This window comes from Stenotrophomonas sp. TWI377 (assembly GCF_039674525.1).
In the GTDB taxonomy this organism is placed as follows: Bacteria; Pseudomonadota; Gammaproteobacteria; order Xanthomonadales; family Xanthomonadaceae; genus Stenotrophomonas.
This window is the reverse complement of record NZ_JBDJNT010000025.1, coordinates 1-23,559: the sequence shown is the minus strand read 5'-3', so window position 1 is coordinate 23,559 and position 23,559 is coordinate 1. Positions and strand designations below refer to the sequence as shown.

21 protein-coding genes are annotated in these 23,559 nt (G+C 67.2%); 8 read left to right on the top strand and 13 right to left on the bottom strand.

Annotation, left to right across the window (positions count from 1 at the left end; translation table 11 throughout):
• Positions 1-11: 11 nt before the first annotated feature.
• From pstS (ABE546_RS16870) to ABE546_RS16840, 7 genes are all read right to left on the bottom strand, one after another.
• Positions 12-1,103, bottom strand: a complete 1,092-nt coding sequence (pstS, locus tag ABE546_RS16870) for a phosphate ABC transporter substrate-binding protein PstS (RefSeq protein ID WP_313211694.1) — start codon at positions 1,101-1,103, stop codon at positions 12-14.
• A gap of 246 nt (positions 1,104-1,349) precedes the next feature.
• Positions 1,350-2,369 carry a phosphate ABC transporter substrate-binding protein PstS gene (gene pstS, locus ABE546_RS16865; RefSeq protein WP_070471808.1) on the bottom strand — a complete coding sequence of 340 codons (1,020 nt, stop codon included), beginning with the start codon at positions 2,367-2,369 and terminating at the stop codon, positions 1,350-1,352.
• A 123-nt stretch (positions 2,370-2,492) separates the two neighbouring features.
• Positions 2,493-3,272, bottom strand: a complete 780-nt coding sequence (locus ABE546_RS16860; protein WP_346464543.1) for a hypothetical protein — start codon at positions 3,270-3,272, stop codon at positions 2,493-2,495.
• A 103-nt stretch (positions 3,273-3,375) separates the two neighbouring features.
• A complete protein-coding gene (locus ABE546_RS16855) occupies positions 3,376-4,587 on the bottom strand; it encodes an OprO/OprP family phosphate-selective porin (RefSeq protein WP_313211697.1) in 1,212 nt (403 codons plus the stop codon).
• 180 nt (positions 4,588-4,767) lie between these two features.
• A complete protein-coding gene (gene nth / locus ABE546_RS16850) occupies positions 4,768-5,442 on the bottom strand; it encodes an endonuclease III (RefSeq protein ID WP_313217761.1) in 675 nt (224 codons plus the stop codon).
• The gene (locus ABE546_RS16845; protein WP_313217762.1) at positions 5,442-5,804 is read right to left on the bottom strand and encodes a hypothetical protein; all 363 of its coding nucleotides are present in this window, start codon (positions 5,802-5,804) and stop codon (positions 5,442-5,444) included. The genes nth and ABE546_RS16845 overlap by 1 nt, the downstream gene beginning before the upstream one ends.
• A gap of 3 nt (positions 5,805-5,807) precedes the next feature.
• A complete protein-coding gene (locus ABE546_RS16840) occupies positions 5,808-6,590 on the bottom strand; it encodes an enoyl-CoA hydratase-related protein (RefSeq protein WP_313217763.1) in 783 nt (260 codons plus the stop codon).
• 167 nt (positions 6,591-6,757) lie between these two features.
• Between ABE546_RS16840 and ABE546_RS16835 the strand changes: the two genes are divergently transcribed.
• The 3 genes from ABE546_RS16835 (at position 6,758) to ABE546_RS16825 (ending at position 9,237) form a co-directional block, all read left to right on the top strand.
• Positions 6,758-7,459 (top strand): FKBP-type peptidyl-prolyl cis-trans isomerase, encoded by a 702-nt coding sequence (locus ABE546_RS16835; RefSeq protein WP_019185884.1) that lies wholly within the window; start codon positions 6,758-6,760, stop codon positions 7,457-7,459.
• An 87-nt stretch (positions 7,460-7,546) separates the two neighbouring features.
• Entirely contained in the window at positions 7,547-8,350 is an 804-nt protein-coding gene (locus ABE546_RS16830; protein ID WP_070426970.1) for a CoA pyrophosphatase, read from the top strand.
• On the top strand, positions 8,347-9,237 hold the full coding sequence (locus ABE546_RS16825; RefSeq protein ID WP_313211701.1) for a sulfurtransferase: 891 nt from the start codon (positions 8,347-8,349) through the stop codon (positions 9,235-9,237). The genes ABE546_RS16830 and ABE546_RS16825 overlap by 4 nt, the downstream gene beginning before the upstream one ends.
• Positions 9,238-9,304: 67 nt before the next feature.
• On the opposite strand, the gene ABE546_RS16820 is transcribed toward ABE546_RS16825, so the two are convergent.
• On the bottom strand, positions 9,305-9,874 hold the full coding sequence (locus ABE546_RS16820; RefSeq protein WP_346464542.1) for an N-acetylmuramoyl-L-alanine amidase: 570 nt from the start codon (positions 9,872-9,874) through the stop codon (positions 9,305-9,307).
• Between the two features lie 57 nt (positions 9,875-9,931).
• Here ABE546_RS16820 and ABE546_RS16815 point away from each other — a divergent pair, with 57 nt between their 5' ends.
• The 3 genes from ABE546_RS16815 to ABE546_RS16805 all read left to right on the top strand — a co-directional run bounded on the left by ABE546_RS16815 (position 9,932) and on the right by ABE546_RS16805 (position 13,264).
• Complete coding sequence (locus ABE546_RS16815; RefSeq protein WP_346464541.1) at positions 9,932-10,459, top strand: hypothetical protein; 528 nt, start codon at positions 9,932-9,934, stop codon at positions 10,457-10,459.
• Between the two features lie 108 nt (positions 10,460-10,567).
• Positions 10,568-12,712 (top strand): bifunctional 23S rRNA (guanine(2069)-N(7))-methyltransferase RlmK/23S rRNA (guanine(2445)-N(2))-methyltransferase RlmL, encoded by a 2,145-nt coding sequence (rlmKL, locus tag ABE546_RS16810; protein ID WP_070427569.1) that lies wholly within the window; start codon positions 10,568-10,570, stop codon positions 12,710-12,712.
• Between the two features lie 15 nt (positions 12,713-12,727).
• Positions 12,728-13,264 carry a GNAT family protein gene (locus ABE546_RS16805; protein WP_313217770.1) on the top strand — a complete coding sequence of 179 codons (537 nt, stop codon included), beginning with the start codon at positions 12,728-12,730 and terminating at the stop codon, positions 13,262-13,264.
• 95 nt (positions 13,265-13,359) lie between these two features.
• Here the strand turns inward: ABE546_RS16805 and ABE546_RS16800 are convergent, their stop codons facing one another.
• From ABE546_RS16800 to ABE546_RS16785, 4 genes are read right to left on the bottom strand one after another with little or no spacing between them, the layout of a single operon-like run.
• Positions 13,360-13,695, bottom strand: coding sequence for a DUF3325 domain-containing protein (locus tag ABE546_RS16800; RefSeq protein ID WP_313217771.1), 336 nt, complete (start codon positions 13,693-13,695; stop codon positions 13,360-13,362).
• Positions 13,692-15,308 (bottom strand): PepSY-associated TM helix domain-containing protein, encoded by a 1,617-nt coding sequence (locus ABE546_RS16795; RefSeq protein WP_346464540.1) that lies wholly within the window; start codon positions 15,306-15,308, stop codon positions 13,692-13,694. Before ABE546_RS16795 ends, ABE546_RS16800 begins: the two co-directional genes overlap by 4 nt.
• Positions 15,305-15,700 (bottom strand): DUF3649 domain-containing protein, encoded by a 396-nt coding sequence (locus ABE546_RS16790; protein WP_346464539.1) that lies wholly within the window; start codon positions 15,698-15,700, stop codon positions 15,305-15,307. The genes ABE546_RS16795 and ABE546_RS16790 overlap by 4 nt, the downstream gene beginning before the upstream one ends.
• Before the next feature lie 47 nt (positions 15,701-15,747).
• Positions 15,748-17,979 (bottom strand): TonB-dependent siderophore receptor, encoded by a 2,232-nt coding sequence (locus ABE546_RS16785; RefSeq protein WP_346464538.1) that lies wholly within the window; start codon positions 17,977-17,979, stop codon positions 15,748-15,750.
• A 386-nt stretch (positions 17,980-18,365) separates the two neighbouring features.
• Between ABE546_RS16785 and ABE546_RS16780 the strand changes: the two genes are divergently transcribed.
• Both ABE546_RS16780 and ABE546_RS16775 read left to right on the top strand, forming a co-directional pair.
• Positions 18,366-20,726 carry a TonB-dependent receptor gene (locus ABE546_RS16780; RefSeq protein ID WP_346464537.1) on the top strand — a complete coding sequence of 787 codons (2,361 nt, stop codon included), beginning with the start codon at positions 18,366-18,368 and terminating at the stop codon, positions 20,724-20,726.
• Positions 20,726-22,021, top strand: a complete 1,296-nt coding sequence (locus ABE546_RS16775) for an aminotransferase class V-fold PLP-dependent enzyme (RefSeq protein ID WP_346464536.1) — start codon at positions 20,726-20,728, stop codon at positions 22,019-22,021. The genes ABE546_RS16780 and ABE546_RS16775 overlap by 1 nt, the downstream gene beginning before the upstream one ends.
• A 63-nt stretch (positions 22,022-22,084) precedes the next feature.
• Here ABE546_RS16775 and ABE546_RS16770 read toward each other — a convergent pair whose 3' ends face one another.
• Positions 22,085-23,377, bottom strand: coding sequence for a DUF445 family protein (locus ABE546_RS16770; protein WP_346464535.1), 1,293 nt, complete (start codon positions 23,375-23,377; stop codon positions 22,085-22,087).
• Positions 23,378-23,559: the final 182 nt, after the last annotated feature.

The following is a 23,559-nucleotide window of genomic DNA, read 5'->3' as shown; positions in this document are numbered from 1 at the left end:
TCCGGTCTGGATCACTTGAATTCAGCCGCCCAGTACCCTTCGATCTGCGTGACCAGCTCGGCCGGCAGCGGCACGTAGTGCAGTTCGTTGGCCTGGGTCTGGCCCTTCTCGAAGGCCCACTTGAAGAACGCCAGGGTGTCCTTGCTGCGCTGGGCATCCTTGGGCTGCTTGTGCATCAGCATGAAGTTGGTGGCGGTGATCGGCCATGCCTGGTCGCCCGGGGCATTGGTGATGACCAGGTTGAAGTCCTTGGCGCTGGCCCAGTCGGCGCTGGCGGCTGCTGCGGCGAAGGTTTCCGCGCTCGGCTGCACCCAGTTGCCGGCGGCGTTCTGCATCGAGGCGTACGGCATGCCGTTCTGCAGCGCGTAGGCCAGTTCGACATAGCCGATCGAGCCCTTGATCTGCTTCACGTACGAGGCCACGCCTTCGTTGCCCTTGCCACCCACGCCGTCCGGCCACTGCACCGAGGTGCCTTCGCCGACCTTGCTCTTCCAGTCCGGGCTGACCTTGGACAGGTAGTTGGAGAAGTTGAACGTGGTGCCCGAGCCGTCCGAACGGTGGACCAGGGTGATCTTGCCGTCGGGCAGTTTGACGCCCGGGTTGGCGGCGACGATGGCCGGGTCGTTCCAGGTCTTGACCTTGCCCAGGAAGATATCGGCCAGCAGGGCGCCGCTCAGGCGCAGCTTGCCGGCTTCCAGACCGTCGATGTTGACCACCGGCACCACGCCACCGATCGCCGACGGGAACTGGCCGAGGCCGGCCTGGGCCAGCTCTTCGCTGCTCAGCGGCTTGTCGGAGGAACCAAAATCAACGGTGCCGGCCTTGATCTGGGCGATGCCGCCACCAGAACCGATCGACTGGTAGTTGATCTTGGCGCCGGTGGCGGTGTTGTAGTCGGCCGACCACTTGGACACCAGCGGGAAAATGAAGGAGGCACCGGCGCCGGAAATCTCGGCGGTCAGGCGATCGCCAGCGGCCGGAGCGGCAGCGGGCGCATCGGTGGCCGGCGCGGCGGCCTGGCCTTCAGCGCCCGGCTTGCAGGCGGAAAGACCCAGCGCGATGGCCAGGGAAAGGGCGGCGATGCTGGCCGTGTGCAGTTTCATGCGTCACTCCATAGCGGGATAAGGGCCGGTCTTTCCGGCGACGCGACTATGAAATGATGTTTTTGTTACAGCTTGATGACGCCGTGACCGAGCGCACGCAAAGCCTTGCGGCACAAGGGTCGGGCGTTTTGCGGCAGGCAACAAAAAGGCGCGGAACCTTGCGGTCCGCGCCCGATGGCGCCGGAAGGGGGAGAGAGGTCCCTCCGGCGCCATTGCTCTGTCCGGTGGGTTGCGTCGGGGACTTCCTCAATACTTCAGGTTCTGCGACCAGTAGGTCTCGATCTGCTTGACCAGGGTGTCCGGCAGCGGGACGTAGTCGAGCTGCTTGGCCTGCGCATCGCCGCTCTTGTAGATCCAGCGGAAGAACTCCTGGGTGGCCTTGGCGTTGGCGACGTTCTTGGGCTGCTTGCGGACCAGGATGAAGTTGGTGGCGGTGATCGGCCACGCATCGGCGCCCGGGGCGTTGGTCATGACCAGGTAGAAGTCCTTCGCGCTGGCCCAGTCGGCGCTGGCAGCAGCGGCGGCGAAGGAGGTGTCGCTCGGCAGCACGATCTTGCCCGAGGCGTTCTTCATCGCAGCGTAGGACATCTTGTTCTGCAGCGCGTAGGACAGTTCGACGTAGCCGATGCCGCCCTTGATCTGCTTCACATACGCGGCAACGCCTTCGTTGCCCTTGCCACCGATGCCGACCGGCCACTGGACCGAGGTGCCTTCACCGACCTTGGTCTTCCACTCCGGGTTGACCTTGGAAAGGTAGTTGACGAAGTTGAAGGTGGTGCCCGAACCGTCCGAGCGGTGCACGACGGTGATCTTGCCGTCGGGCAGCTTCACGCCCGGGTTCAGCGCGGCGATCGCCGGGTCGTTCCAGGTCTTGATCTTGCCCAGGAAGATGTTGCCCAGGGTCGGGCCATCGAGCTTCAGCGCGCCCGGGGCAATGCCGGCCACGTTGATCACCGGGACCACGCCGCCGATCACCGACGGGAACTGGGCCAGGCCGGCCGCCGCCAGTTCTTCCGGCTTCAGCGGGGCATCGGAGGAGCCGAAATCAACGGTCGCCGCCTTGATCTGGGCGATACCACCACCGGAACCGATGGACTGGTAGTTGACCTTCTTGCCGGTCGCGGTGCTGTAGTCGGCCGACCACTTGGACATGACCGGGTAGATGAACGAGGCGCCCGCGCCGGTCACATCGGCGGCGTTGGCGGCGAACACGGACGACGCGGCGAGGACGGCAACAGCGGCGCGCGACTTGAAGGCGTGGATCACGGGGTGGCTCCTGGGATGGATGAAGGTGCGGGGTGTCCCGCCCGGTGCTCATTCCATAACGGTTCGATGACAGCGCAGCGTCTGTCATATGACCAACTCGTGACACGCCTTCTGGAAGGGGTGTCACAACGGCTGCAGCGCCTCCGGGACCGCGTAGCGGCGGCCGTCGAAGCGCAGCACGTGGCGCTCGCCTTCCACCGACGTGTCCTGGTCGCGGCAGCTGTCACCGTCCATCCAGCTGTGCGTGGTGACCCGTCGCTCGCGCAGGATGAGGTCGGCCAAGCCGTGTCTGCCTTTGGGCCCAACGGCCACGGTGCGCGTCACGTCGATGGAGTCGCCGGCGCAGCGGGTATCCCACTCGGCCTGGAAGCGACGCAGCACCATCGCTGGGCCGAACGTGCGCAGCGTGTCTGCCTGCACCGCCAGCAGATGCACCTGTTCTTCGCTGAACGGATTGGGCCCGGAGCCATTGCGCCGCTTCACGCGCAGGCCGAAGGCGAGGGTGTCCGGCGCAAGCTGGTAGCGCGCGGTATCAATGTGCATGCCATCGAAGAAGATCGCATCGCTGTCGAGTGCGCCGAGCAGCACCGCCCATGCGCGCGTGGCAAGGGTGTCGGTATCGATCACCAGTACCTCCACATCGCCATCGCGGGAGTCGTTGTTGCCGCCGTCGCGCCAGACCGGCGTGGCCACCAAGGTCAGCTCCGGGCGTGCCGGCCATCGGCGGCAGACGCTGGCGGCGATGTCGCGTGTGTAGCCGGCGCGGTCGGGCAGCACGTTGGGTGCTCGGACCGTGTAGGCCTCCTGCGCTGCCGCCTGGGCGTCATGGCAGTCCTGGGCTTGGGCGGGCAGGGCGGCGGCACTGCACGCGGCGGCCAGCAACAGCGAGAGTGCGATACGCATCGGGTCCATCCATGGGGCGAGGGGCGCACAGCATACCCGCGGACGAACACGAAAAAAGGCGCAGCCGAAGCTGCGCCTTTGTGTCACACGCGTGTTGCAGGGCTTACCAGAAGAACTGCAGGCGCGCTTCGAGGATGTTCGGATCGTCGTTGACGAACGTGCGCGCGGTCGAGCTGTACTTCTTGCTGTCCACCATCACGTAGTTCAGCGCGAACTTGGTGTTGGAGCGCCAGTAGTAGTTCACGCCCACGGTCCAGATGTCCATCTTGCCGCCCAGCACGCCATCGACGATCGGCGGGCGACCGGCCACCGGGTTCGCCGACAGATTGCCGTCGTTGAGGTCCATGTGGTCGTAACGCGCACCTAGCTGCCACATCCCGCGGCCCGGCTCATCCGGCAGGCCGGTGGTCGGGGTGCCGCCCTTGTAACCCCAGGTCTCGCCGCTGATGTTCCACAGGCCGCTGACGTAGTAACCGTCGCTGCTGTAGTTGTCGTGCGAGTACCGCTTGGCCTTGCTGGTGTAGTACTCGGCCTGGGCCTTGAACGGGCCGCCGATGTACATCGCTTCGGCGCCGATCGTGCTCACGCGGTCGGTGTCCACCATGTTGCCGCTGTCGACCAGGCGCGCGGTGGCCAGGTCGGCGTTGGGACGGGCACGCACGCGCAGGGTGTCGGCGTCGGTGTCGTAGTCCACATAGCTCAGGCCGAAGTGCAGGACCTGGCCCTTCTCATTGATCGGGGCCCAGGTGCCACGGGCGCCGTAGCCGCTGCCGTGCGCGAGGTTGCGGGTCAGTTCGCGGCCGAAGCCGCTGGCGGTGACGGACCAGTTGTTGTCACCGATGCTGTAGGCGCCACCGAGGCGGCGGGCCACGGCGTAGGTATTGGTGACCGCGGCCTTGGAGATGAAGTCGTTGTTCTTGGTGCTGGAGAGTTCTTCCAGGCTGTTGGGCTGCTTGAACTGGCCGAACTGCACGAAGTGGTTGGCGTTGCCGGCCAGCTTGTACTTCAGGTTGGTGTCCAGGAACTTGTCGGCCTTGGCGTCGTAGCCCACCACCCATTCCACGTTGCCCGGGCCCTTGCCCTTGAGCACCAGCTCGGCGCGGCGCAACTCGAATTCGCTGTTCTTGCCGTTGCCGGCATCACCGCCGTTGAGGTCGGTCACATCGTTGTCGAACCAGTTGCCGTCGGCCTGGACCAGGCCCTCGAACGTGATTTCCGAACCGCCGATCACATCGATGGCCACTTCAGCGTGAGCGGCCGGAACGAACAGCGCAGCCGCCACGGCCGCAGTAAGAAGTTGGCGATGCAGTTTCATGGAAGGAGCCTTGCAGGCAGGTGGGAAGATGCTGCGCAGGCTAATTAGTGAAGATTGCGTAAATGTGACAGTTTCGGGCAAACCGTCATCGCCCGTATCCCAAGCGGCGTCAGGGGCTGCTATTGATGCCGTCTGGAGATGACCGCCGGGTTGCGCCCATATGGCAGTCGTCGCCCCCGTTCAGGCAGCCGTCTTTTCCTTGAAACGGCACAGGTCGCGGATCACGCATTGCGGGCAGTCCGGCTTGCGTGCCTTGCACACGTAACGGCCATGCAGGATCAGCCAGTGATGCGCATCGAGCAGGAACTCGGCCGGGATCACCTTGACCAGCAGATCCTCCACCGCACGCACGTCCTTGCCCGGCGCCAGCCCGGTGCGGTTGGAGACGCGGAAGATGTGCGTGTCCACTGCCATCACCGGTTCGCCGAAGGCCGTGTTGAGCACGACATTGGCGGTCTTGCGACCGACACCGGGAAGCGCCTCGAGTGCAGCACGATCACGCGGCACCTCGCCGCCGTGCTGTTCGACCAACATGGCGCACGCGGCAATCACGTTCTTCGCTTTCGCGTTGTACAGGCCGATGGTGGCGATGTACTTCTTCAAGCCGTCCTCACCGAGAGCGAGGATCGCCTGCGGGGTATTGGCGACCGGGAACAGTTTGCGCGTGGCCTTGTTGACGCCGACATCGGTGGCCTGCGCCGACAACGTGACCGCCACCAGCAGTTCGAACGGCGAGCTGTACTCCAGTTCGGTCCTGGGGTGCGGGTTGAGCTCGCGCAGGCGCGTGAACATCTCGATCACGTCGGCCTTGGGCATGCGCGCGGTGCGTGCGACGGTTTTCTTCATCGTGGCCATCAGGAGGTGCGGCCCGCGGCCTTGGCCTTGGCGCGCGCGAGAATCGCGGCAGCGGCCGAGGGCAGGGCGGGTTTCTGGATCTCGGGTGTAGGGGGCGGTGCACGGCGTGCATCGCGCTCGGCAGCACGGCGCGCGAGTCGCTGCTGGCGCTGGCGGTAGCGCTCGCGTGCGGCCCAGGCACGTTGCAATTGCTGCTGTGCGTGCTGCAGCCGCTGTGGAAGATCGGGATGATCGGGCCGCAGCGCTTCGTCGCCCGGCTGCGGGACGTAGTCCATCAACCCGGCCGCCAGCGCGGCATCCCATTGATCGTCGAGGACGAGTGCCAGCAGCTGCGCCGGCGAAGCGGTATCGGAAGGCGACATGGCTCAGCGGTTCTGGAACACCGGCGGCCGCCGCGCCAGGAACGCGCTGGTGCCTTCGCGCATGTCCTCGGTGGCGAACATCAGGCCGAACTGCACGCTCTCGTACTCCAGTCCCTCGCCGAGCGAACATTCGCCGCCGATATGGATCGCATCGAGGATGCCGCGCAGCGCGAGAGGCGCGGCCGAGGCCAATTGCGACGCCAGAGCCTGGACGCGGGCATCCAGCTCCGCAGCCGGGACCACCTCATTGACGATGCCCAGTTGCGCGGCACGCGCGGCGGTGATCGGGGTGCCCAGCAGGCACAGCTCCAGTGCGGCGGCGCGGCCGCACAGGCGCAGCAGCCGCTGGCTGCCACCGAAGCCGGGGATCAGGCCCAGATGGATCTCTGGCTGACCGACCTTGGCGGTCTCCGCGGCCACCCGGAGGTGGCAGGCCATGGCCAGTTCCAGGCCGCCGCCCAGCGCAAATCCGTTGATCTTGCCGATCACCGGCTTGGGCATGCGCTCGATGCGGCGCATCAACCCTTGGCCGAGCAGTGAGAAATCACGACCCTGAACCGCGCTCAGGCCGTTCATTTCGGCAATGTCCGCACCGGCGACGAACGCCTTGGGACCGGCGCCGGTCAGCACCACCACCCGCACCCCAGGGGCGGCAGCGGCCTCGGCGAAGGCCGTATCAAGGGCTTCCAGGGTCGCCCGGTTCAGGGCGTTGAGTTTGTCCGGGCGGTTGACCGTCACAGTGCGTACGGCACCATCGTCCATAATCGCGATAAGGGCGTCGGCCACGGCAGGACTCCTGAAAACGTTAAAAAAAAGTGATGTTGAACTCTTGAAACGAAGTCAGGTCAGAGCCTGCGTCGTTAGTGGCGGTTCAACGTTGCGGCGGCTATCCTAACCCGTCGCCTCAGGGCGGCCCAACGCGTCCTGAGTTACCACCCCTGGAGAAAAGTTTGATGAAGTTGCGTTCTATCGCGGTCGCCGTCGCGGCCCTGGCCCTGACGGGCAATGCCTTCGCCCAGGACACCTCGTCCGAAAAGGGCAAGCTGAGCTATTACTTCGGTTACGACTACGGTAACAACCTGGCTGAACTCACCGCACGCGGCGAGCAGCTGGACATCAACTCGGTGGTGAAGGGCCTGCAGGATGCCTACGCCAAGAAGCAGCCGTCGATCACGGCTGAGCAGTTGAAGCCCGCCGTCGAAGCCTTCCAGAAGCGTGAGCAGGGTCGTGCGCAGGCCGCCAAGGCCGAGTACGACAAGGCTGCCGCCGAGAACAAGACCAAGAGCACCCAGTTCCTGGCCGCCAACAAGGCCAAGGCCGGCGTGCAGTCGCTTCCGAGCGGCGTGCAGTACCGCGTGATCGAAGCCGGCAAGGGTGCCAAGCCGACCCAGGCCAGCACCGTGCAGCTGGAAGTGGCCGGTCCGTATCCGTTCGGCACCCGTCCGGCCGAAGCGCGTCCGGCCCAGCAGATCCCGGGCATCAAGGTCAGCGAAGTTGAAATGAAGGCCATGCGTGAAGCCCTGCTGCAGATGCCGGCTGGCTCCAAGTGGGAAGTGACGCTGCCGCCGGATCAGGCCTATGGTGCCGATCCGCGCACGCCGTTCCCGCCGAACGTCGCGGTGCAGTTCGAAATCAAGCTCGTCAGCGTCAAGTAATTTTCGCAACATCAAGAACGCGCCGGTGGAAACACCGGCGCGTTTTTTGTTTCCGTGCAATCGCGGTACTGTTGACCGGTGCAATCGATGGAAGAATCCCCGCATGCCGTGCCCACTCCCTGCATCGGAATCTGCGCGCTGGATCGCGCCGGTGTCTGCACGGGCTGCCTGCGCACCGTGGATGAAATCACCCGCTGGCGAACCATGAGCCGACCCGAACAGCATCACGTCATGCAGCACACGCTGCCCCTGCGCGAACAACTGCGGCAATCGCTGCGCGGTTCGCTGGCCGAACACGAGCGCCTGCTGCGCGCGCTGCATCCGCTGGACCGGCCGCCGTCCGGCGATGGCTGGAACCGCAGCGAACTGATCGATCTGTTACCGCCCGGCCCGCCCGTTGAAGCGGCCGTGCTGGCCGGCATCATTCCGCGCGAGGGCGGCGCGCAGGTGCTGCTGACCCGGCGCACCGACACGCTGCGCCATCACGGGGGCCAGGTCGGTTTTCCCGGTGGCCGCATGGAGCCGGAGGACCGCGATGCCGTCGCCGCCGCGATCCGCGAGAGTGACGAGGAAATCGCACTCAAGCACGATCAGGTGCAGGTGCTTGGGTATCTGGATCCGTTCGTGACGATTACCGGCTACCGGGTCATGCCGGTGGTGGCCGTGATCGATCCTGCCTTCGTGGCCGTGCCCGAACCGGGCGAGGTCGCGGAAGTGTTCGAAGTGCCGCTGTCCTACCTGATGGATCCGGCCAACCTGCACCACGTGGAGATCGACCACCGCGGTCGCATCCGCCACGTGCTCGAATACGGCTGGCCCGGGCAGCGGATCTGGGGTGCGACCGCCGCCATTCTCTACAACCTGCGTCGCCGCCTGGAGCAGACCGCATGACCACGCCATTGATCGATGTCACCGCCCTCGCACAGGCGTTGGACGACGGCGCCACGCGCCTTATGGATGCACGTGCGACGGCCAGTGCCGCCCCCACGCTTCGGGTAGTGGATGCGCGGTTCTCCTTGGCCGATCCGCAGTCCGGTGCGGCGTTGTATGCACAGGGCCATCTGCCCGGCGCGCTGTACGCCGATCTCAACCGGGACCTGTCCGATCCTGGCCGCACCGGCCATGGCCGTCATCCGCTGCCGGACAGCGATGCGTTCGCCGCGCGCCTGGGCGCGTGGGGCATCGGGCCGGAAACCGAGGTCGTGGTCTATGACGCCGGCGACGGCAGCATGGCGGCCGCGCGGTTGTGGTGGCTGCTGCGGCTGATCGGGCATGCACAGGTACGCGTTCTCGATGGCGGATTTGCGGCATGGCAGGCCGCCGGTCTGCCGGTCACCGCAGCGCTGCCGCAGGTGACGCCGTTGCCGCCGTACCCGGGGCAGTTCGACCGCCGCCAGATCGCCTCGGTGGAGGAGGTGCAGGCGCGTCTCAAGCACGCGCCGGGCTGGCTGATCGATGCGCGGGCGGGCGAGCGTTTCCGGGGCGAAGTGGAGCCCTTGGATCCGGTCGCCGGCCACGTGCCCGGCGCGGTGAATCGTCCGTTCGCGTTGAACGTGCATGAGGGACGGCTGCGCCCTGCGGAGGATCTGCGCGCCGCGCTGCAGCCGCTGATCGGCACGCACGCACCGGACGAGGTCGTGCTGATGTGCGGCTCGGGAGTGACCGCCTGCCATCTGCTGCTGGCGATGGAAGCCGCCGGGCTGGAAGGGGCGCGGATCTATGCGGATTCGTGGAGCGGCTGGGTCAGCGACCCGTCGCGTCCCGTCGCCACCGGCTGATCACGGGCCACGATGACGGCCACGGCCAATGGCGCGGTAGGTGCCGACCGTTGGTCGGCACACCCTCTCACCCACGCAGTTCCTGCAGCGGCACCGCCGCCAGCACGCGTGGCCACGGGAACATCGGACCCGGATCGCGCTTGCGCGGCACCCGCCGTTCCGGATCGTCGCTGGCCACTTCCTCGCGCGTATCCAGCCACTCATGCCCGGCGATATGGGCCAACGCGGGCAGCGTCCCGCACAGGTGTTGCAGCAGGTCGATCAGCGCCGCGATCTGCGCATCCGGGTAGGGCTCGTCCATCGCCTGGTGGTGGGAATCCCACCAATGTGGGTAGCGCCCGGTGTTGACCAGTTCGATCCCGATCGAGCGCGGGTTATAGCCACTGACCTGATGCGCGACGCGGTCCAATGACACGTACTGGACGATGCGCCCATCGCGGTCGATGTAATAGTGGCCACTGTTGCCGGTGCCGCTGTCATACAGCACGCGTTCGCCGTACTCGCGTGCCATCGCCAGGTCCGGCAGTTCGGTGCAGTGGATGACCACCAGATCGATCTCGTCGTGCGTGCGGGACAGCAGCCTGTCCTGGTAGGGCAGGGGCTGTGCATCGATGGCGGGCGGGGCGCGGTCGGGCATGCGGCGATGCTAGCATTCAGGCATGAACGCTCCTATCGATTCCCGCGCGGTGTGCGCATGAGCCGCGGCCACTGCATCCTCTCCCATGGCTTTGAAAGCGGCCCGGACGCCATCAAGGTGACCGCCCTGGCCGACGTCGCCGAGCGCCTGGGCTGGACCCACGAGCGCCCGGACTACACCGATCTGGACGCCCAGCGCGAGGTCAGCAGCCTGGGCGATGTGCGCGCCCGCCTGCAGCGCCTGGTCACCCTGGCCACCGCCCGTGTCGTGCAGGGCCCGGTGGTGCTGGCCGGCTCCAGCCTGGGTTCGTACATTTCGGCCATCGCCTCGCTGCAGGTGCCGGTCCAGGGCCTGTTCCTGATGGTGCCGCCCACCCGGATGGGGCCGATGCCGGCGCTGGATGCCGCCCGCGTGCCGACCAGCGTGGTCCACGCCTGGCACGACGAGCTGATCCCGCCGGCGGAGGTGATCGCCTGGGCCCAGGCCCGCTCGGCCCGCCTGCTGATGGTGGACGACGGCCACCGCCTGACCGATCACGTCGAGGCCTCGAGCCGGGCCTTCGAGGAACTGCTGGCCAGGCTGTAGCCGGGCGTTCCAGCCCGCCTCACGTACAATGGCCCCCCGGACACCCGTGCCCGGCTGCTTGCCGTGCCCGTGGGCACCCCCTCTCCGCTGACCTGCGATACCGATTCCGTGAAATTCTTTGTTTCCTGCGCCAAGGGCCTGGAGTATCTGCTCGCCGACGAACTGTTGGCGCTCGGCCTGGACAAGGCCACCGCCACCATTTCCGGCGTCAACGCCGAGGGCGAGCTGGCGCAGGCGCAGCGCGTGGTGCTGTGGTCGCGCCTGGCCAGCCGGGTGCTGTGGCCGCTGACCGAGTTCGACTGCCCCGACGAAGGCTCGCTCTACCAGGGCGTGTCGGCGATGGCGTGGGAGCAGCACATCAGCCCCGAGCTGACCCTGTCGGTGGACGCGCATGTGTCCGGCACCGAGATCACCCATGCGCGCTTCGCCGCGCAGCGGGTCAAGGACGGTGTGGTCGACAGCCTGCGGTCGCAGGGCCTGGAGCGGCCGTCGGTCAACACCGACTTCCCGGACGTGCGCATCAACCTGTCGCTGCGCAAGGGCCGGGCCACGATCTCGATCGACCTGGGCGGTGGCCCGATGCACCGCCGCGGCTGGCGCATGGCGCAGAACGATGCGCCGCTGAAAGAAAACCTGGCCGCCGCGGTGCTGCTGCGCGCCAACTGGCCGAAGATCCACAGCGAAGGCGGTGGCCTGCTCGACCCGATGTGCGGCAGCGGCACGCTGCTGATCGAAGGCGCATTGATGGCCGCCGACGTGGCCCCGGGCCTGCAGCGCCACGGCAGCATTCCGCCGAGCCGCTGGCTGGGCTTCGACCGCGACGCCTGGAACAGCCTGATGGAAGAAGCGCGCGCCCGCGAAACCGCCGGCCGCAGCGCACTCAAGCAGGTGATCCACGGCAGCGACGTGGATCCGCACGCCATCCATGCGGCCAAGCAGAACGCCGAAACGGCCGGTGTGGGCCATGCCATCTGGTTCGGCGTGCGCGACATCACCGATGTGCAGGTTCCGCCGCAGGAGACCGGCTGCGTGGTCTGCAACCCGCCCTATGACGAGCGCCTGGCCGCCGACGCGGTGCTGTACCGCCAACTCGGCGACGCGCTCAAGCGCGCGGTGCCGCAGTGGCGCGCCAGCCTGTTGTGCGGCAGCGCCGACCTGGCCTTCGCCACCGGCCTGCGCGCCAACAAGAAGTACCAGCTGTTCAACGGCGCCATCGAGTGCGCGCTGATCGTCTGCGACCCGATCGCGGTACCGCAGCGCGAGAACACCGGCCAGCCGCGCGAGCTCAGCGAAGGCGCGCAGATGGTGGCCAACCGCCTGCGCAAGAACATCAAGAAGTTCAAGACGTGGCGGACGCGCGAGAGCATCACCTGCTACCGCGTTTACGATGCCGATCTGCCCGAGTACGCGGCCGCCATCGATGTCTATGAAGAAGACGGTGGTGCCCGCCGGACCTTCCTGCATGTGCAGGAATACGCGGCCCCGGCGACCATTCCGGATGTGGATGTGCGTCGCCGCCGCAACGAGCTGCTCTCGGCCGCGCGCGAGGTCTTCCAGGTGCCGGCCGAGCAGGTCGCGCTGAAGTCACGCGAGCGTGGCAAGGGCGGCAGCAAATACGGTCGTTTCGAGCAGCGCGGCGAGTTCGTGCTGGTGCGCGAGAACGATGCGCTGCTGCGCGTGAACCTGTTCGATTATCTGGACACCGGCCTGTTCCTGGACCACCGTCCACTGCGCTGGCACATGGCGCAGGAAGCCCAGGGCAAGCGCTTCCTCAACCTGTTCTGCTACACCGGTGTCGCCTCGGTGCAGGCCGCCGTGGCCGGTGCCGCGACCACCACCAGCGTGGATCTGTCCGGTACGTACCTGCAGTGGTGCGCCGACAATCTCGCGTTGAACGGCAAGGGCGGCAGCCAGCACCAGCTGATCCAGGCCGATGCGCTGGCGTGGCTGGAAGCCGAACGTCACCGCTTCGACGTGATCTTCTGCGATCCGCCGACGTTCTCCAACTCCGCCCGCGCCGATGACTTTGATATCCAGCGCGAACACGTGCGCCTGCTGCGCGCGGCCGTGGCGCGCTTGAGTCCGGAAGGCGTGCTGTATTTCTCCAACAACTTCCGCCGCTTCAAGCTGGACGATGAAGCGATCAAGGAATTCGCGGAGTGCAAGGAGATTTCGCCCGAGACCATCGGGGCGGACTTCGAGCGCAACCCGCGCATCCACCGCGCGTGGGAACTGCGCCGCTACGGCGCCTGACGGGAACGGGCTGACATGGACGACAGCCAACTCCACGCCGACGGGCTGCTGCTGCGACCGTTCGAGGATGCCGACGCCGCTGCGTTCGCAGTGGCGGTGCGTGAGTCGGCCGAGGGCATGCGGCGCTGGATGCCGTGGAGCTCGGTCGACTACCGCGTCGAGCAGGCGCTGCAATGGTTCCAGGCCTGCCGGGACGGTTGGGCGGCAGGCACGGCCTGCGAATACGGAATCTTCGACCAGGACACGGCCGCCTTCGTCGGCGGCGCGGGATTGAACAAGATCCAGCACGATCCCCGTTTCTGCAACCTGGGCTACTGGGTGCGGCAGTCGTGCCGTGGCCAGGGCGTGGCGCCCCGCGTCGTGCAGGCGCTGGCGGCCCAGGCGTTCGGGCCGCTGGGCCTGCATCGGGTGGAGATCGTCGTTGCGGTAGACAATCTCGCCAGCGAACGGGTGGCGGTGAAGGCCGGCGCCCTGCGCGAAGGCGTGGCGCGCAACCGTCTGGTCATCGACGGCCGTCCGGTCGCGGCGCACATGTTTTCACTGGTGCCCTGAGCGGCGATCGCGATGCGGCGACGCCCGTGAGGTTGCGGCGGGTGCACCGCAGGGATCGATCTGAAGGTAGAGCCACGCCATGCGTGGCTGCTCCCTCAACGCCCGACCAGCGCCACCGCCAGCCCCACCACCGGCAACGCCCAGGCCAGCGGCGCGATCCACCTGGGGCGGTACGGGTACAGCCCGAACGCAATCACCACCCCGCTGATCGTCAGCGCACCCAGCCACAGCACCGGACCGATCGCCCAGCCGTGGTCCAGCACGCACAGTGCGAATGCGACGGTCAGCAACGTCCAGCCCACCCAGCGCCACACCCGCATGCGCGATGCGCTGGCGCCGGCTTTGCCGTTCAGGTCCAGCTGGTGCTTGTCCATGGCCAGCGACAACGCCGTGAACGCCGAGAAGCTCAGCGTGATTGCGAGCAGCATCATGCCGTCGCCCCCGCAGCAGCGGCCTGCTGACGGCGTTTCTTCTCGGCCGCAGTCAGCGGTGGCTGCCAGCGCTGCATGCGATGACCGCAGTAGGCCAGCATCGCGCCGAAGGCGAGCATGGTCAGATCGAACCCGGCGAGCACCCAGTCACCGGTGCGCAGGGTGACGCCCAGATGCGCATGCGTGGTGAATGCGTTGACCACCGGAATCAGGGCGAACAGCACGCCACCCAGGTACAGCTGCCAGGTCCACATCCTCCGCTTGGGCCAGAGGAAACCGGCCAGCAATGCGGCGGCCCATGCATAGAAGAACGCATTGACCTCGGCGTTGGCGCGCTCGGCCATCTGGACCGGCAGCAGACGATTGGCCAGGAAATAGGTGGCGAAAGCGATCGGCAGGCCGGCCACCGCACCGATGTTGAGCGCGTCGACCAGGCGCAGGCCGAACCCGGTCTTGCCGGACTTGGCGTGCTTGGGTCGTTCCTTCACCGCCCATAGCACCACGCCGCTGGCGACCATCAGGCAACCGATCAGCCCGGACAGGAAGAACAGCGCACGCAGGCCCCAGTCGGCGAAGCGCGCCAGGTGCAGGCCGTACATCACGCCACGGGTCTGGGTGGCACCGCCCGAGGCCGGGCTGGCCTCGAGCAACTGGCCGGTGATCGCGTTGAAGCGCAGCGACGGGGTATCCACCGACACGCGCTTTCCATCGCGCTGGGTGATATCCACGATCGCATTCGCCGCGCCCGGGTGGTAGAGGGTGAAGCCGGCCACATCCGCGCCCTTCCATTCGGCGCGCGCGCTGTCCAGCAACTGCTGGATGGGCAGTGGCGTGGCGCGTCCTTCGGCCGGGGTCTCGATCTCGGCCAGACGCGCGAAGGCTTCGCTGAAGAACGCCTCCTCATCCTTGGGATAGGCCACGCTCACGCCCCACGGCAGGTACATGAACATCAACGTGACGATGCCGGTGTAGGTGATCATCGCGTGGTACGGCAGCGCCATCACCGCGCTGACGTTGTGGAAATCCAGCCACGACCGCAGGCCCTTTTCCGGGCGGAAGGTGAAGAAGTCCTTGAAGATCTTCTTGTGCGTGATCACGCCGGTGATGATCGCCACCAGCATGAACATCGCACAGAAGCCGACCAGGTAGCGGGCCCAGTAAACGGGGATGTAGTGCAGGTCGAAATGCAGGCGGTAGAAGAAGTCACCGCCGCGGGTTTCGCGCGCGGCGATCTCTTCGCCGGTGTTCGGATCGACGGTGGCATCGCCGAAGCGGCCTCCGCCGCGCCGGCGGCGCTCGCCTTCCACCGGCGGCTTGACCATCGATTCGGGGTTGCGCCAGAACATGCGCATCGCCGGGTTGCGCGGGTCGGGCAGGGTGACATTCCAGCTCTCGGCCTGCGGCGCCTTGTGCTGCAGGAAGGTGAGAGCACGCTCGGCGGCCACATCGGCACTCACGCTGCTGCGCGGCAGCTCCGGGCGCATCCAGCGGCTGATTTCCTCGCGGTAATAGCTGGCCGTGCCGGCCATGAAAATCAGCAGCAGCAGCCAGCCGACCAGCAGGCCGGTCCAGGTGTGCAGCCAGGCCATCGACTGGCGGAATCCGTTCTTCATGCGGCCCCCTGCAGCAGGCGGGTGCCGAGCCAGAACAGCGCCGTCGGGATCAGGATGCCGACCCACGCGCGCAGCGCGGTACGGGTAGCGAACGCCCACAGTGCCGCGCAGGCGCACAGCACGATCGCCACCAGCATGCCGGTCAGCACCGCTTGCCCGCGCGCGATCGGCAGCGCGACCGCAAAGAACATCGAGCAGGTCGCGGCCAGCGCGTAGCCGCCGAAGATCGCGGCGAGCGAACGTGACAGGACACCCAGCCAGGGGCGGGCGAAGAAGGAACCAAGACGGTTGAACCTGGCGCTGGCGTGCGGCGTGCTGTCCACGGAAACCTGCTGATCGATCGGGGAAACGGGCATCACCGGCCGCAGCCGGTGATGAATGATAGTGGCCATCCCTGGCCGTGTTCACTGCGCGTCGCAGTGGTCCCTTGGAGCCGGTGTCAGAGCTTCCAGCGCAGGTTCAACATCACGTTGCGCGGTTCGCCCCAGTACACGCCGTTGTAGAAACCGACGTTGCTGTAGTACTTCTTGTCGAGCAGGTTGTTGACGTTGAGCTGCGCGGAGAAATTGTCATTGAAGCGGTAGCCGGCGAACACATTCACCAGGTAGAACGCATCCTGGGTGATGAACGCCGATTCGGTGCGGCCACTGGTCGCGTAATCGGAACGCGGCTTGGTGCTGGCGCGGTAGATACGACTCTGCCAGGTCACGCCGCCCCCCAGCGAGAGGCGGTTCCACTCACCACTCGGGCGCCAGCTGGTGTTGAGCCGGAAGGTGTCCACCGGGTTGGTGGTGTTCTGCGCCACGCCCGCCTGGTTGCGGATGGTGGTGTGCGCGAAACCGGCCGAGACGTTCCAGTTCTCGGTCAGGCTGCCCTGGGCTTCCAGTTCCCAGCCCTTGACCTTGTTGCCCTTGCCGGTGGAACGGTAGGCGCTGCTGCCATCGGGCAGCGAGGCGGCCGGTACCGAATCATCGAGCTCGGCGACATTGTCCTTCTCGCCCTTGAACACCGCGGCGGAGGTGTTCAGGCGGCCACCGAAGAATTCACCCTTCAGGCCGGCCTCCCACATGTCCCCAACCACCGGCTCCAGGTAATCGTTGTTCTTGTCGCGGTAGTCCTGCGGCTGGAAGATGTCGGTGTAGCTGGCGTAGGCACTGAACTGCCTGCTGAAATCGTAGACCAGGCCGACGTACGGGGTCAGCGAATCGTCCGGCTTGTAGCCGCCGCGGGTGGTACCGGTGCGGTTGCCGGCCGCATCGTTGGTATAGCGCCAGCTGCGGGTCTCCCAGCTGCCATAGCGCGCGCCGAGCACGGCCAGCAACGGATCGGCCAGCTGCAGGCGGGCGGCCACGTAGGCGGCCTTCTGCGTCAGCTCGTTCTCCGAGGCCAGCCAGTCATGCCGGGTGAGCGGCAACGGGGCAACGTCGCCGGTCCAGGTGCGCCAGTCCGGTACGACGTCGTAGCCCGGCGGCTGCACGAACTCCGAGGCAGGCGATTCGCCCCTGCGAACGGACTGGCCGACGCCGAACACCAGTTCATGCTCGCGGCCGAACAGCTGGAACGGGCCGCTGGCGTTGAGGTCGAACACGTTCATTTCGCTGCGTTCGGCGAAATGCGAAAGGTAGGCGCGCACACCGGTACCATCCGGCGCGGGATAGCCCTGCGCGCCGTACCAGACGTCGCCATCGGTGTTGCGCTTGGCCTGGGTCGCGCTGGCCTTGAGCGACCAGCCGTTGCCGAGCTGCTGCTCCAGGCGCATGAAGGTGGTCTTTTCCACGATCGGCCAGCTGCTCCAGCTTGCCGACAGGTTGGTCGAGCGCGGCAGGTTGGCCGGCTTTCCGTCCGGGCCCCAGTACGGCACCACGCCCCAGGTCACGCCCTTGGTTTCCGGCGACTGGTAGTCATAGCCGACTTCGAACAGGGTGCTGTCGGTCAGGTCGGCCTGGACGATGCCGTAAAACACGTCCTTGTCGAGACGGTACACATCGCGGAAGGAATCGCTCTGCTGCTTGGCGGCGACAAAACGCGCACGCACGCGGCCATCCAGCGCGACCGGGCCGCCGATGTCCGCTTCCAGGCGCTGGTTGCCCCAGCGGCCCAGGGTCAGGCCGGCGCTCATCGCCATCTCCTGGGTCGGGCGCTTGCGGACCATGTTGATGGTGCCCGACGGATCACCGGCACCGGTGGTGAGGCCGGTCGCGCCGCGGACCACTTCGATGCGCTCGTAGATCGCGCTGTCGGTGTTGGTCTTGAGCGAGCCACCAAACGTGTTGAGCATCCCGTCGATCTGGAAATTGGTGATGCTGTAGCCACGCGAGATGTAGTTGATGCGCTCCGAATCGGTGACCGATACATGCACGCCGGTGACCTGGCCCATCACGTCGGACAGCGCGTACAGGCCCATGTCGTCCAGGCGCTGGCGGGTCAGCACGGTGACCGACTGCGGGGTGTGGCGCAGCGACAGGTTCAACTTGGTGGCGGTGCTGGCCTGCTTGACCGTGTAGGAATTGGGAATCTCGCCGTCGGCGGTCACCTTGATCGTGTCCAGCGTGGTCGCATCATTCGGCCCGGCCTCGGCGAAGGCGGGCAGTGCAGGCCCGGCGAGGGCAGCAACCAGCGCGATGGCCAACAACGATGGCCGGGACAACGGTGACGCGGACGAACGGGACATGGCAACACTTCCAGTGTGAGAAAACGGCAGCACGCACAGCGACGCTGCCAGAGGCGGCAGGGCAGGCAGGGCAGCGGATCAGGGGGTGTACACGGGGCGTTGCGCGGGGAGGGCGTGATGCTTCCGGGCGCCGGTTGGCTAGGCGTACAGCCGATCAGTGAATGATAGTCATTATCATTTCGTTAGACAAGCGTCATGGCGGTGTCGAGAGCGGGGAAAGCCGTGCGCTGGCGTATGTGTGGCGGGCTGCAAGAACGTCGCCTGCGTGTCATTGCCGGGCAATATCGCGTCAACAGACTGTGAGGATGTCGTGACACGCCGTTACGGCATCCCCCCTCTGTTCGTCCGCGGAGTCGTCAGTGAATCGTTGTGTGCTTGCTGTAGCGGTGTTGTCCGTCCTTACCTTTGCCACGGCCGCCGATGCGCGTGCCGAGGCCGCCCCGGCAGGGACTGCCGCGGCCCCCGCCACCCTGGACACGATGATCGTCACCGGCACGCGCGGCAGCAACCGCACCCAGTTCGACACGCTGGCCCCGGTGGACGTGTTCTCGCAGGAAGAGATCCAGGCGATCGAGTCGTCCGACCTCAACGACGTGCTGGCCCAGCTGGTGCCTTCCTTCGTGGTCCAGCGCATGCCGATGAACGATGGCCTGGTGTTCGTGCGGCCGGCCACGCTGCGGGGTCTCTCGCCGGACCAGACCCTGGTGCTGGTCAACGGCCGCCGCTTCCACCGTTCGGCGCTGCTGGGCGCACGCGGCGCGCAGGGGCCGGACCTGGCGCAGATTCCGGTGCATGCGATCCAGCGCATCGAAGTGCTGCGTGATGGCGCGTCGGCGCAGTACGGCTCGGACGCCATCGCCGGGGTGATCAACATCATCCTGGATGACCGCGTCGGCGGGGAACTGTCGCTGGGCCTGTCCGAATACAGCGAAGGCGATGGGACCGGTCGCAAGATCGGCGTCCGGCACGGCTTCGCGCTGGGTGACAAGGGCAGCCTGTCGCTGTTCGCCGACTGGGACAAATCCGACGCGACCTCGCGCAGCCGCCAGCGCGCCGATGCGATCGCCTTCCAGAACGCCCACCCGGATCTGGTCGTGCCCGATCCGGTGCAGCGCTGGGGCCAGCCGGACCTGGAAAACCGCCATTTCGGCTTCAACCTCAACCTCGCCTTGAACGACAGCGTCGACCTCTACGGTTTCGGTCTGTACGGCCACAGCGAAGGCGTCAGTGATTTCAACTGGCGCAATCCCGATGGCACCGCCTCGGTCTATAACCGCAGCCGTGTGTTCCCCGGCTGGGACGCGCGCAGCCTGTACCCGACCGGCTTCAGCCCGAAGTACGGCAACGAGCAGGACGACCTGCAGGGCGTGCTCGGTCTGCGCGGTTACTGGGGCGAGCGCTGGCGCTGGGATGTGAGCGGCTCCTACGGGCGCAACCGCATCGACTACACGCTGGGCCATTCGATCAATGCCTCGCTCGGCCCGGACAGCCCCACCTCGTTCTACCTCGGCCGCCTCTCGCAGGAGGAGAAGAACCTCAACGCCGATATCGTCTATTCGCTGCCGGTCAGCGCGCTGGCCGCACCGATCAACATCGCCTTCGGCGCGGAGACGCGCGAGGAAACCTACGGGGTGGATGCCGGTGATCCGGCGTCGTATGCGATCGGGCCGGGGGCGGTCACCGGCCTGGCCGGTGGCGCCAACGGTGCGCCGGGTTTCAGTGCGGCCAATGCCGGGCGCTGGAGCCAGCGCAGCCGCGCGGCCTACATCGATGTCGAAGCGCCGTTGACCGCGCGCTGGACGGTCGGCGCAGCCACCCGCTACGAGCACTTCTCGGCCTTCGGTGAGAGCGTGGACGGCAAGCTTTCCAGCCGCTTCGAGTTCACCCCGGACCTGGCTGTGCGCGGTTCGGTCTCCACCGGCTTCCGCGCGCCCACGCCGGGCCAGCTGTACACGCAGAGCACCCAGCAGGGACTGGATACCGTGACCTTGCAGGTGTTCACCACCGGTCGCCTGTCGCCCAGCGATCCGCTGGCGATCCAGCTCGGCGCCCAACCGCTCAAGCCGGAACAATCGCGCACCGCCTCGCTCGGGCTGACCTGGAAGAACGACCTGGGCTTCTCCGGCTCGGTGGACCTGTACGACATCAAGGTCACCGACCGTTTCAGCCAGTCGGCCTCGTTCGCGGTGCCCGCCGGCGTGCCCAATCCGCTGGCGTATACCTCGGTGAGCTTCTACACCAACGATTTCGACACCACCACCCGCGGTGTCGATGTGGTGGCCAGCCACACCACCGCACTCGGGGCGGGCCGGCTGAGCACCACGCTGGGCTACAACTACAACCAGACCCAGGTGGACAGCGGTGCCACCGGCGTGGCCACCAATGAAAGCCAGCGCCGCATTTTCGAAGAGCGCCTGCCGCGGCAGAAGGCCACGCTCAGCAGCACGTATGCGTGGGGCCGCTTCAGCGTGCTCGGCAAGCTGCGATACTACGGGGCATGGACGGACTCTTCGGGCAATGCCACCGGCGACATCTTCCAGCGCTTCGGAGCGATGAGCTTCGTCGATCTGGCCGTGAGCTGGAATGTCACCGAGCAGCAGACGCTGCGGATCGGCGCGGACAACCTGTTCAACCGCTACCCGGACGAGGCCAGCTTCCAGGCCAGCCGTGGCTTGATCTACTCGCGGAACGCGCCGTATGACACCGACGGCCGCAACCTCTATGCCGAATACCGGATCCGCTACTGATGGACCGGCAACGACGTGCTCTGCTGCGTGGCGCACTGGCCCTGCCAGTCGCTGCGGCACTCTCCGGTGCGAACGCCATGGACGCTGAGCCGCTGGCGCTGCCGGCAGTGGGCGCGCGCACGCCGGCCGAGCTGGCCGCCGACGAAACCTGGTGGGCCCAGGTGCGCGCGCTGTACGACCTCACCGACGAGGTCGTGATGCTGGACAACGGCTACTGGGGCGCGATGGCGCGCCCGGTGCTGCAGGCCTACCAGCAGGCCACCGCCACGGTGAATGCCGGCAACGCCTGGTTCGGGCGCTTGGCGTTTCCACCGCTGTTTGAGCAGGCCCGCGTGCGTCTGGGGCAGGTGCTGGGCGTGGAGACCGACGAAATCGTGCTCACCCGGGGCGCCACTGAAGCGATGCAGGTGCTGATCGGCAGCTACCGCGGGCTGTCGCCGGGTGATGCGGTGATGTATGCCGATACCGACTACGACAGCATGATCAGCGCGATGCAGTGGCTGCAGGCGCGGCGCGGTGTGCAGCCGGTGGCGATCACGCTGCCTGAGCCATTCGACCATGACAGCATCGTGGAGACGTACCGCCGCGCGCTGGCCGCCAACCCGCGCGTGCGCCTGCTCCTGCTCACCCACGTCAACCACCGCAACGGCATGCTGCTGCCGGTGGCCGAGATCGCCGCGCTGGCCAGGGCGGCGGGCGTGGAGGTGGTGCTCGATGCGGCGCACGGCATCGGCCAGGTGGATACGCCGCTACGCGCGCTGGGCGTGGATTTCATCGGGATCAACCTGCACAAGTGGATCGGCGCGCCGGTCGGCGTCGGCGCGGTGTATGTCCGCCGCGGGCGGGTGCGCGATCTGGATCCGTACATGGGCGAGCAGGACCACGACGACATCCGTACCCGTGTGCACACCGGGACGGTCAACTTCGCCGCCTACATGGCGTTGCCGGTCGCGCTGGATCTGCACGAGCGCATCGGTGTGGCCAACAAGCGGGCGCGGCTGCTGCGCCTGCGCAATCAGTGGATGGACGCGTTGCGCGGCGACGAACGCCTCCAGCTGCTGGGCTCGGACGATCCGCGCCTGTCCAGTGCGATCACCTCGTTCCGGCTGCGCGGGCAGACCACGATGCGCGACAACACGGCCACCTCGCAGCGGATGGTGAAGCAGTCCGGCGTGTTCGTGGTGCCGCGCGAAGGGCTGGCTTCGGGCGCCTGCCTGCGGGTCACGCCGGGCATCTTCAGCACGCCGGCGCAGATGGACGCACTGGTGGCGGCGGTACGCGCGGTCGCTGGCTGAGGCACCCGGCGACGCTGGCGGTGACCTCGCCAGCGTCCGTCGGCAGGCCCGACGCGGGTCGGGTTACCAGTGGAACCACACCGTCAGCGCGTGCAGGATCACGCCGATCAGCCCCCCCACCAGGGTGCCGTTGAAGCGGATGAACTGCAGGTCGCGGCCCACGCTCAGTTCCAGCTGCTCGACCAGATGGCGTTCGTCCCAGCTTTTGACGGTCTGTGCGATGTGCTCGGTCACGCCGCTGCGCAGCCGCGTGGTCAGGCGCTCGGCACCGTCCATCAGGTGCTGGTTCAACGCTTCGCGCAGTGACGGGTCGGCCTGCAGCGCCTCGCCTACGGAGGCCAGGCTGCGGCGCAGATGGCCGGCCAGTGCGGAATCCTCGCTGGCCAGGTCGGCGCGCAGGCTGGCATGGATGCGCGCCCACAGGCCCTGCACGTACTCCTGCACGGCCGGGTGGTCGATCACCTGCTGCTTGAGCTGTTCCACCTTCTCGGCCAGGGCCGGGTCTTCGCGCAGCCGCTGGATGTAGTCGCTCAGCCAGGTCTCGTAATCGCGACGCAGCGGATGCTCGGGCTGGGCCAGGATCTGCTGCAGTTCCTCCAGCACCGCATGCGCCAGGCGCTCGGCGAGGGTGTCACCGATCTCGTCGATCGGCTTGACCCAGTTGACGGTGCTGGCCAGCTTGGGCCACTCGCGCTGGATGTAGCCCACGATCAATGTGGACGCGCGGTCTTTGACCTTCTCGTTGCCCAGCCATTCGCTGATCCGGGTCAGGCCTTCGTCCAGCACGCGCTGGTGGCGGTTGTCGGCGGTGAGCAGGCCGAGCAGTTCTCCCGCGGTGGCGGCCGCGTTCCATTGCCGCAGCTGCTGGATCACAAAGCCCTGGATGCTCCGCCGCACGGCGGTCTCATCAAGGAAGTCCAGCGCCTGCAGCGCCCAGCCGCGCGCCATGTCGGCCAGCATGCGGGCCCGCGCCGGCTCGGCCAGCCAGCTGCCCAGGCGGCTGGCCGGATCGAACACCTGCAGCCGGGCCAGCAGGGCCTGCGGTTCCAGGAACTGGTCGCGCACGAACAGCGCCAGGCTGTCGGCGATCCGGTCCTTGCTGCGCGGGATGATGGCGGTATGCGGGATGGGCAGGCCGAGCGGGCGCCGGAACAGTGCCACCACCGCGAACCAGTCGGCCAGCGCGCCGACCGCGGCAGCCTCGCAGAACGCCGAGACCCAGGCCCAGATGCCGCGTTCGCCGTGCCAGTGGCTGACCGCGAAGCCGGCCAGCATCGCCACCAGCATGGCCAGGGCGATCAGTTTGAGCCGACGCAGCTGGGCGCGGCGCGGGTCGGGAGGGGAGGTGGGCGTCATGGCGGCAGTTTAACGACCCCGGCATGAGCAACAGGTAGTGCCGGCCGCTGGCCGGCAACCAGAAACCCCGCGCAGAAGCCACGGTAGTGGGGGGGGGGGGGGGGGCCCCCCCCCCCCCCCCCCCCCCGGGGGGGGGGTGGGGGGGGGCCGGGGGCGCCCGCCCCCCGGGTGGGGCGCCCGCC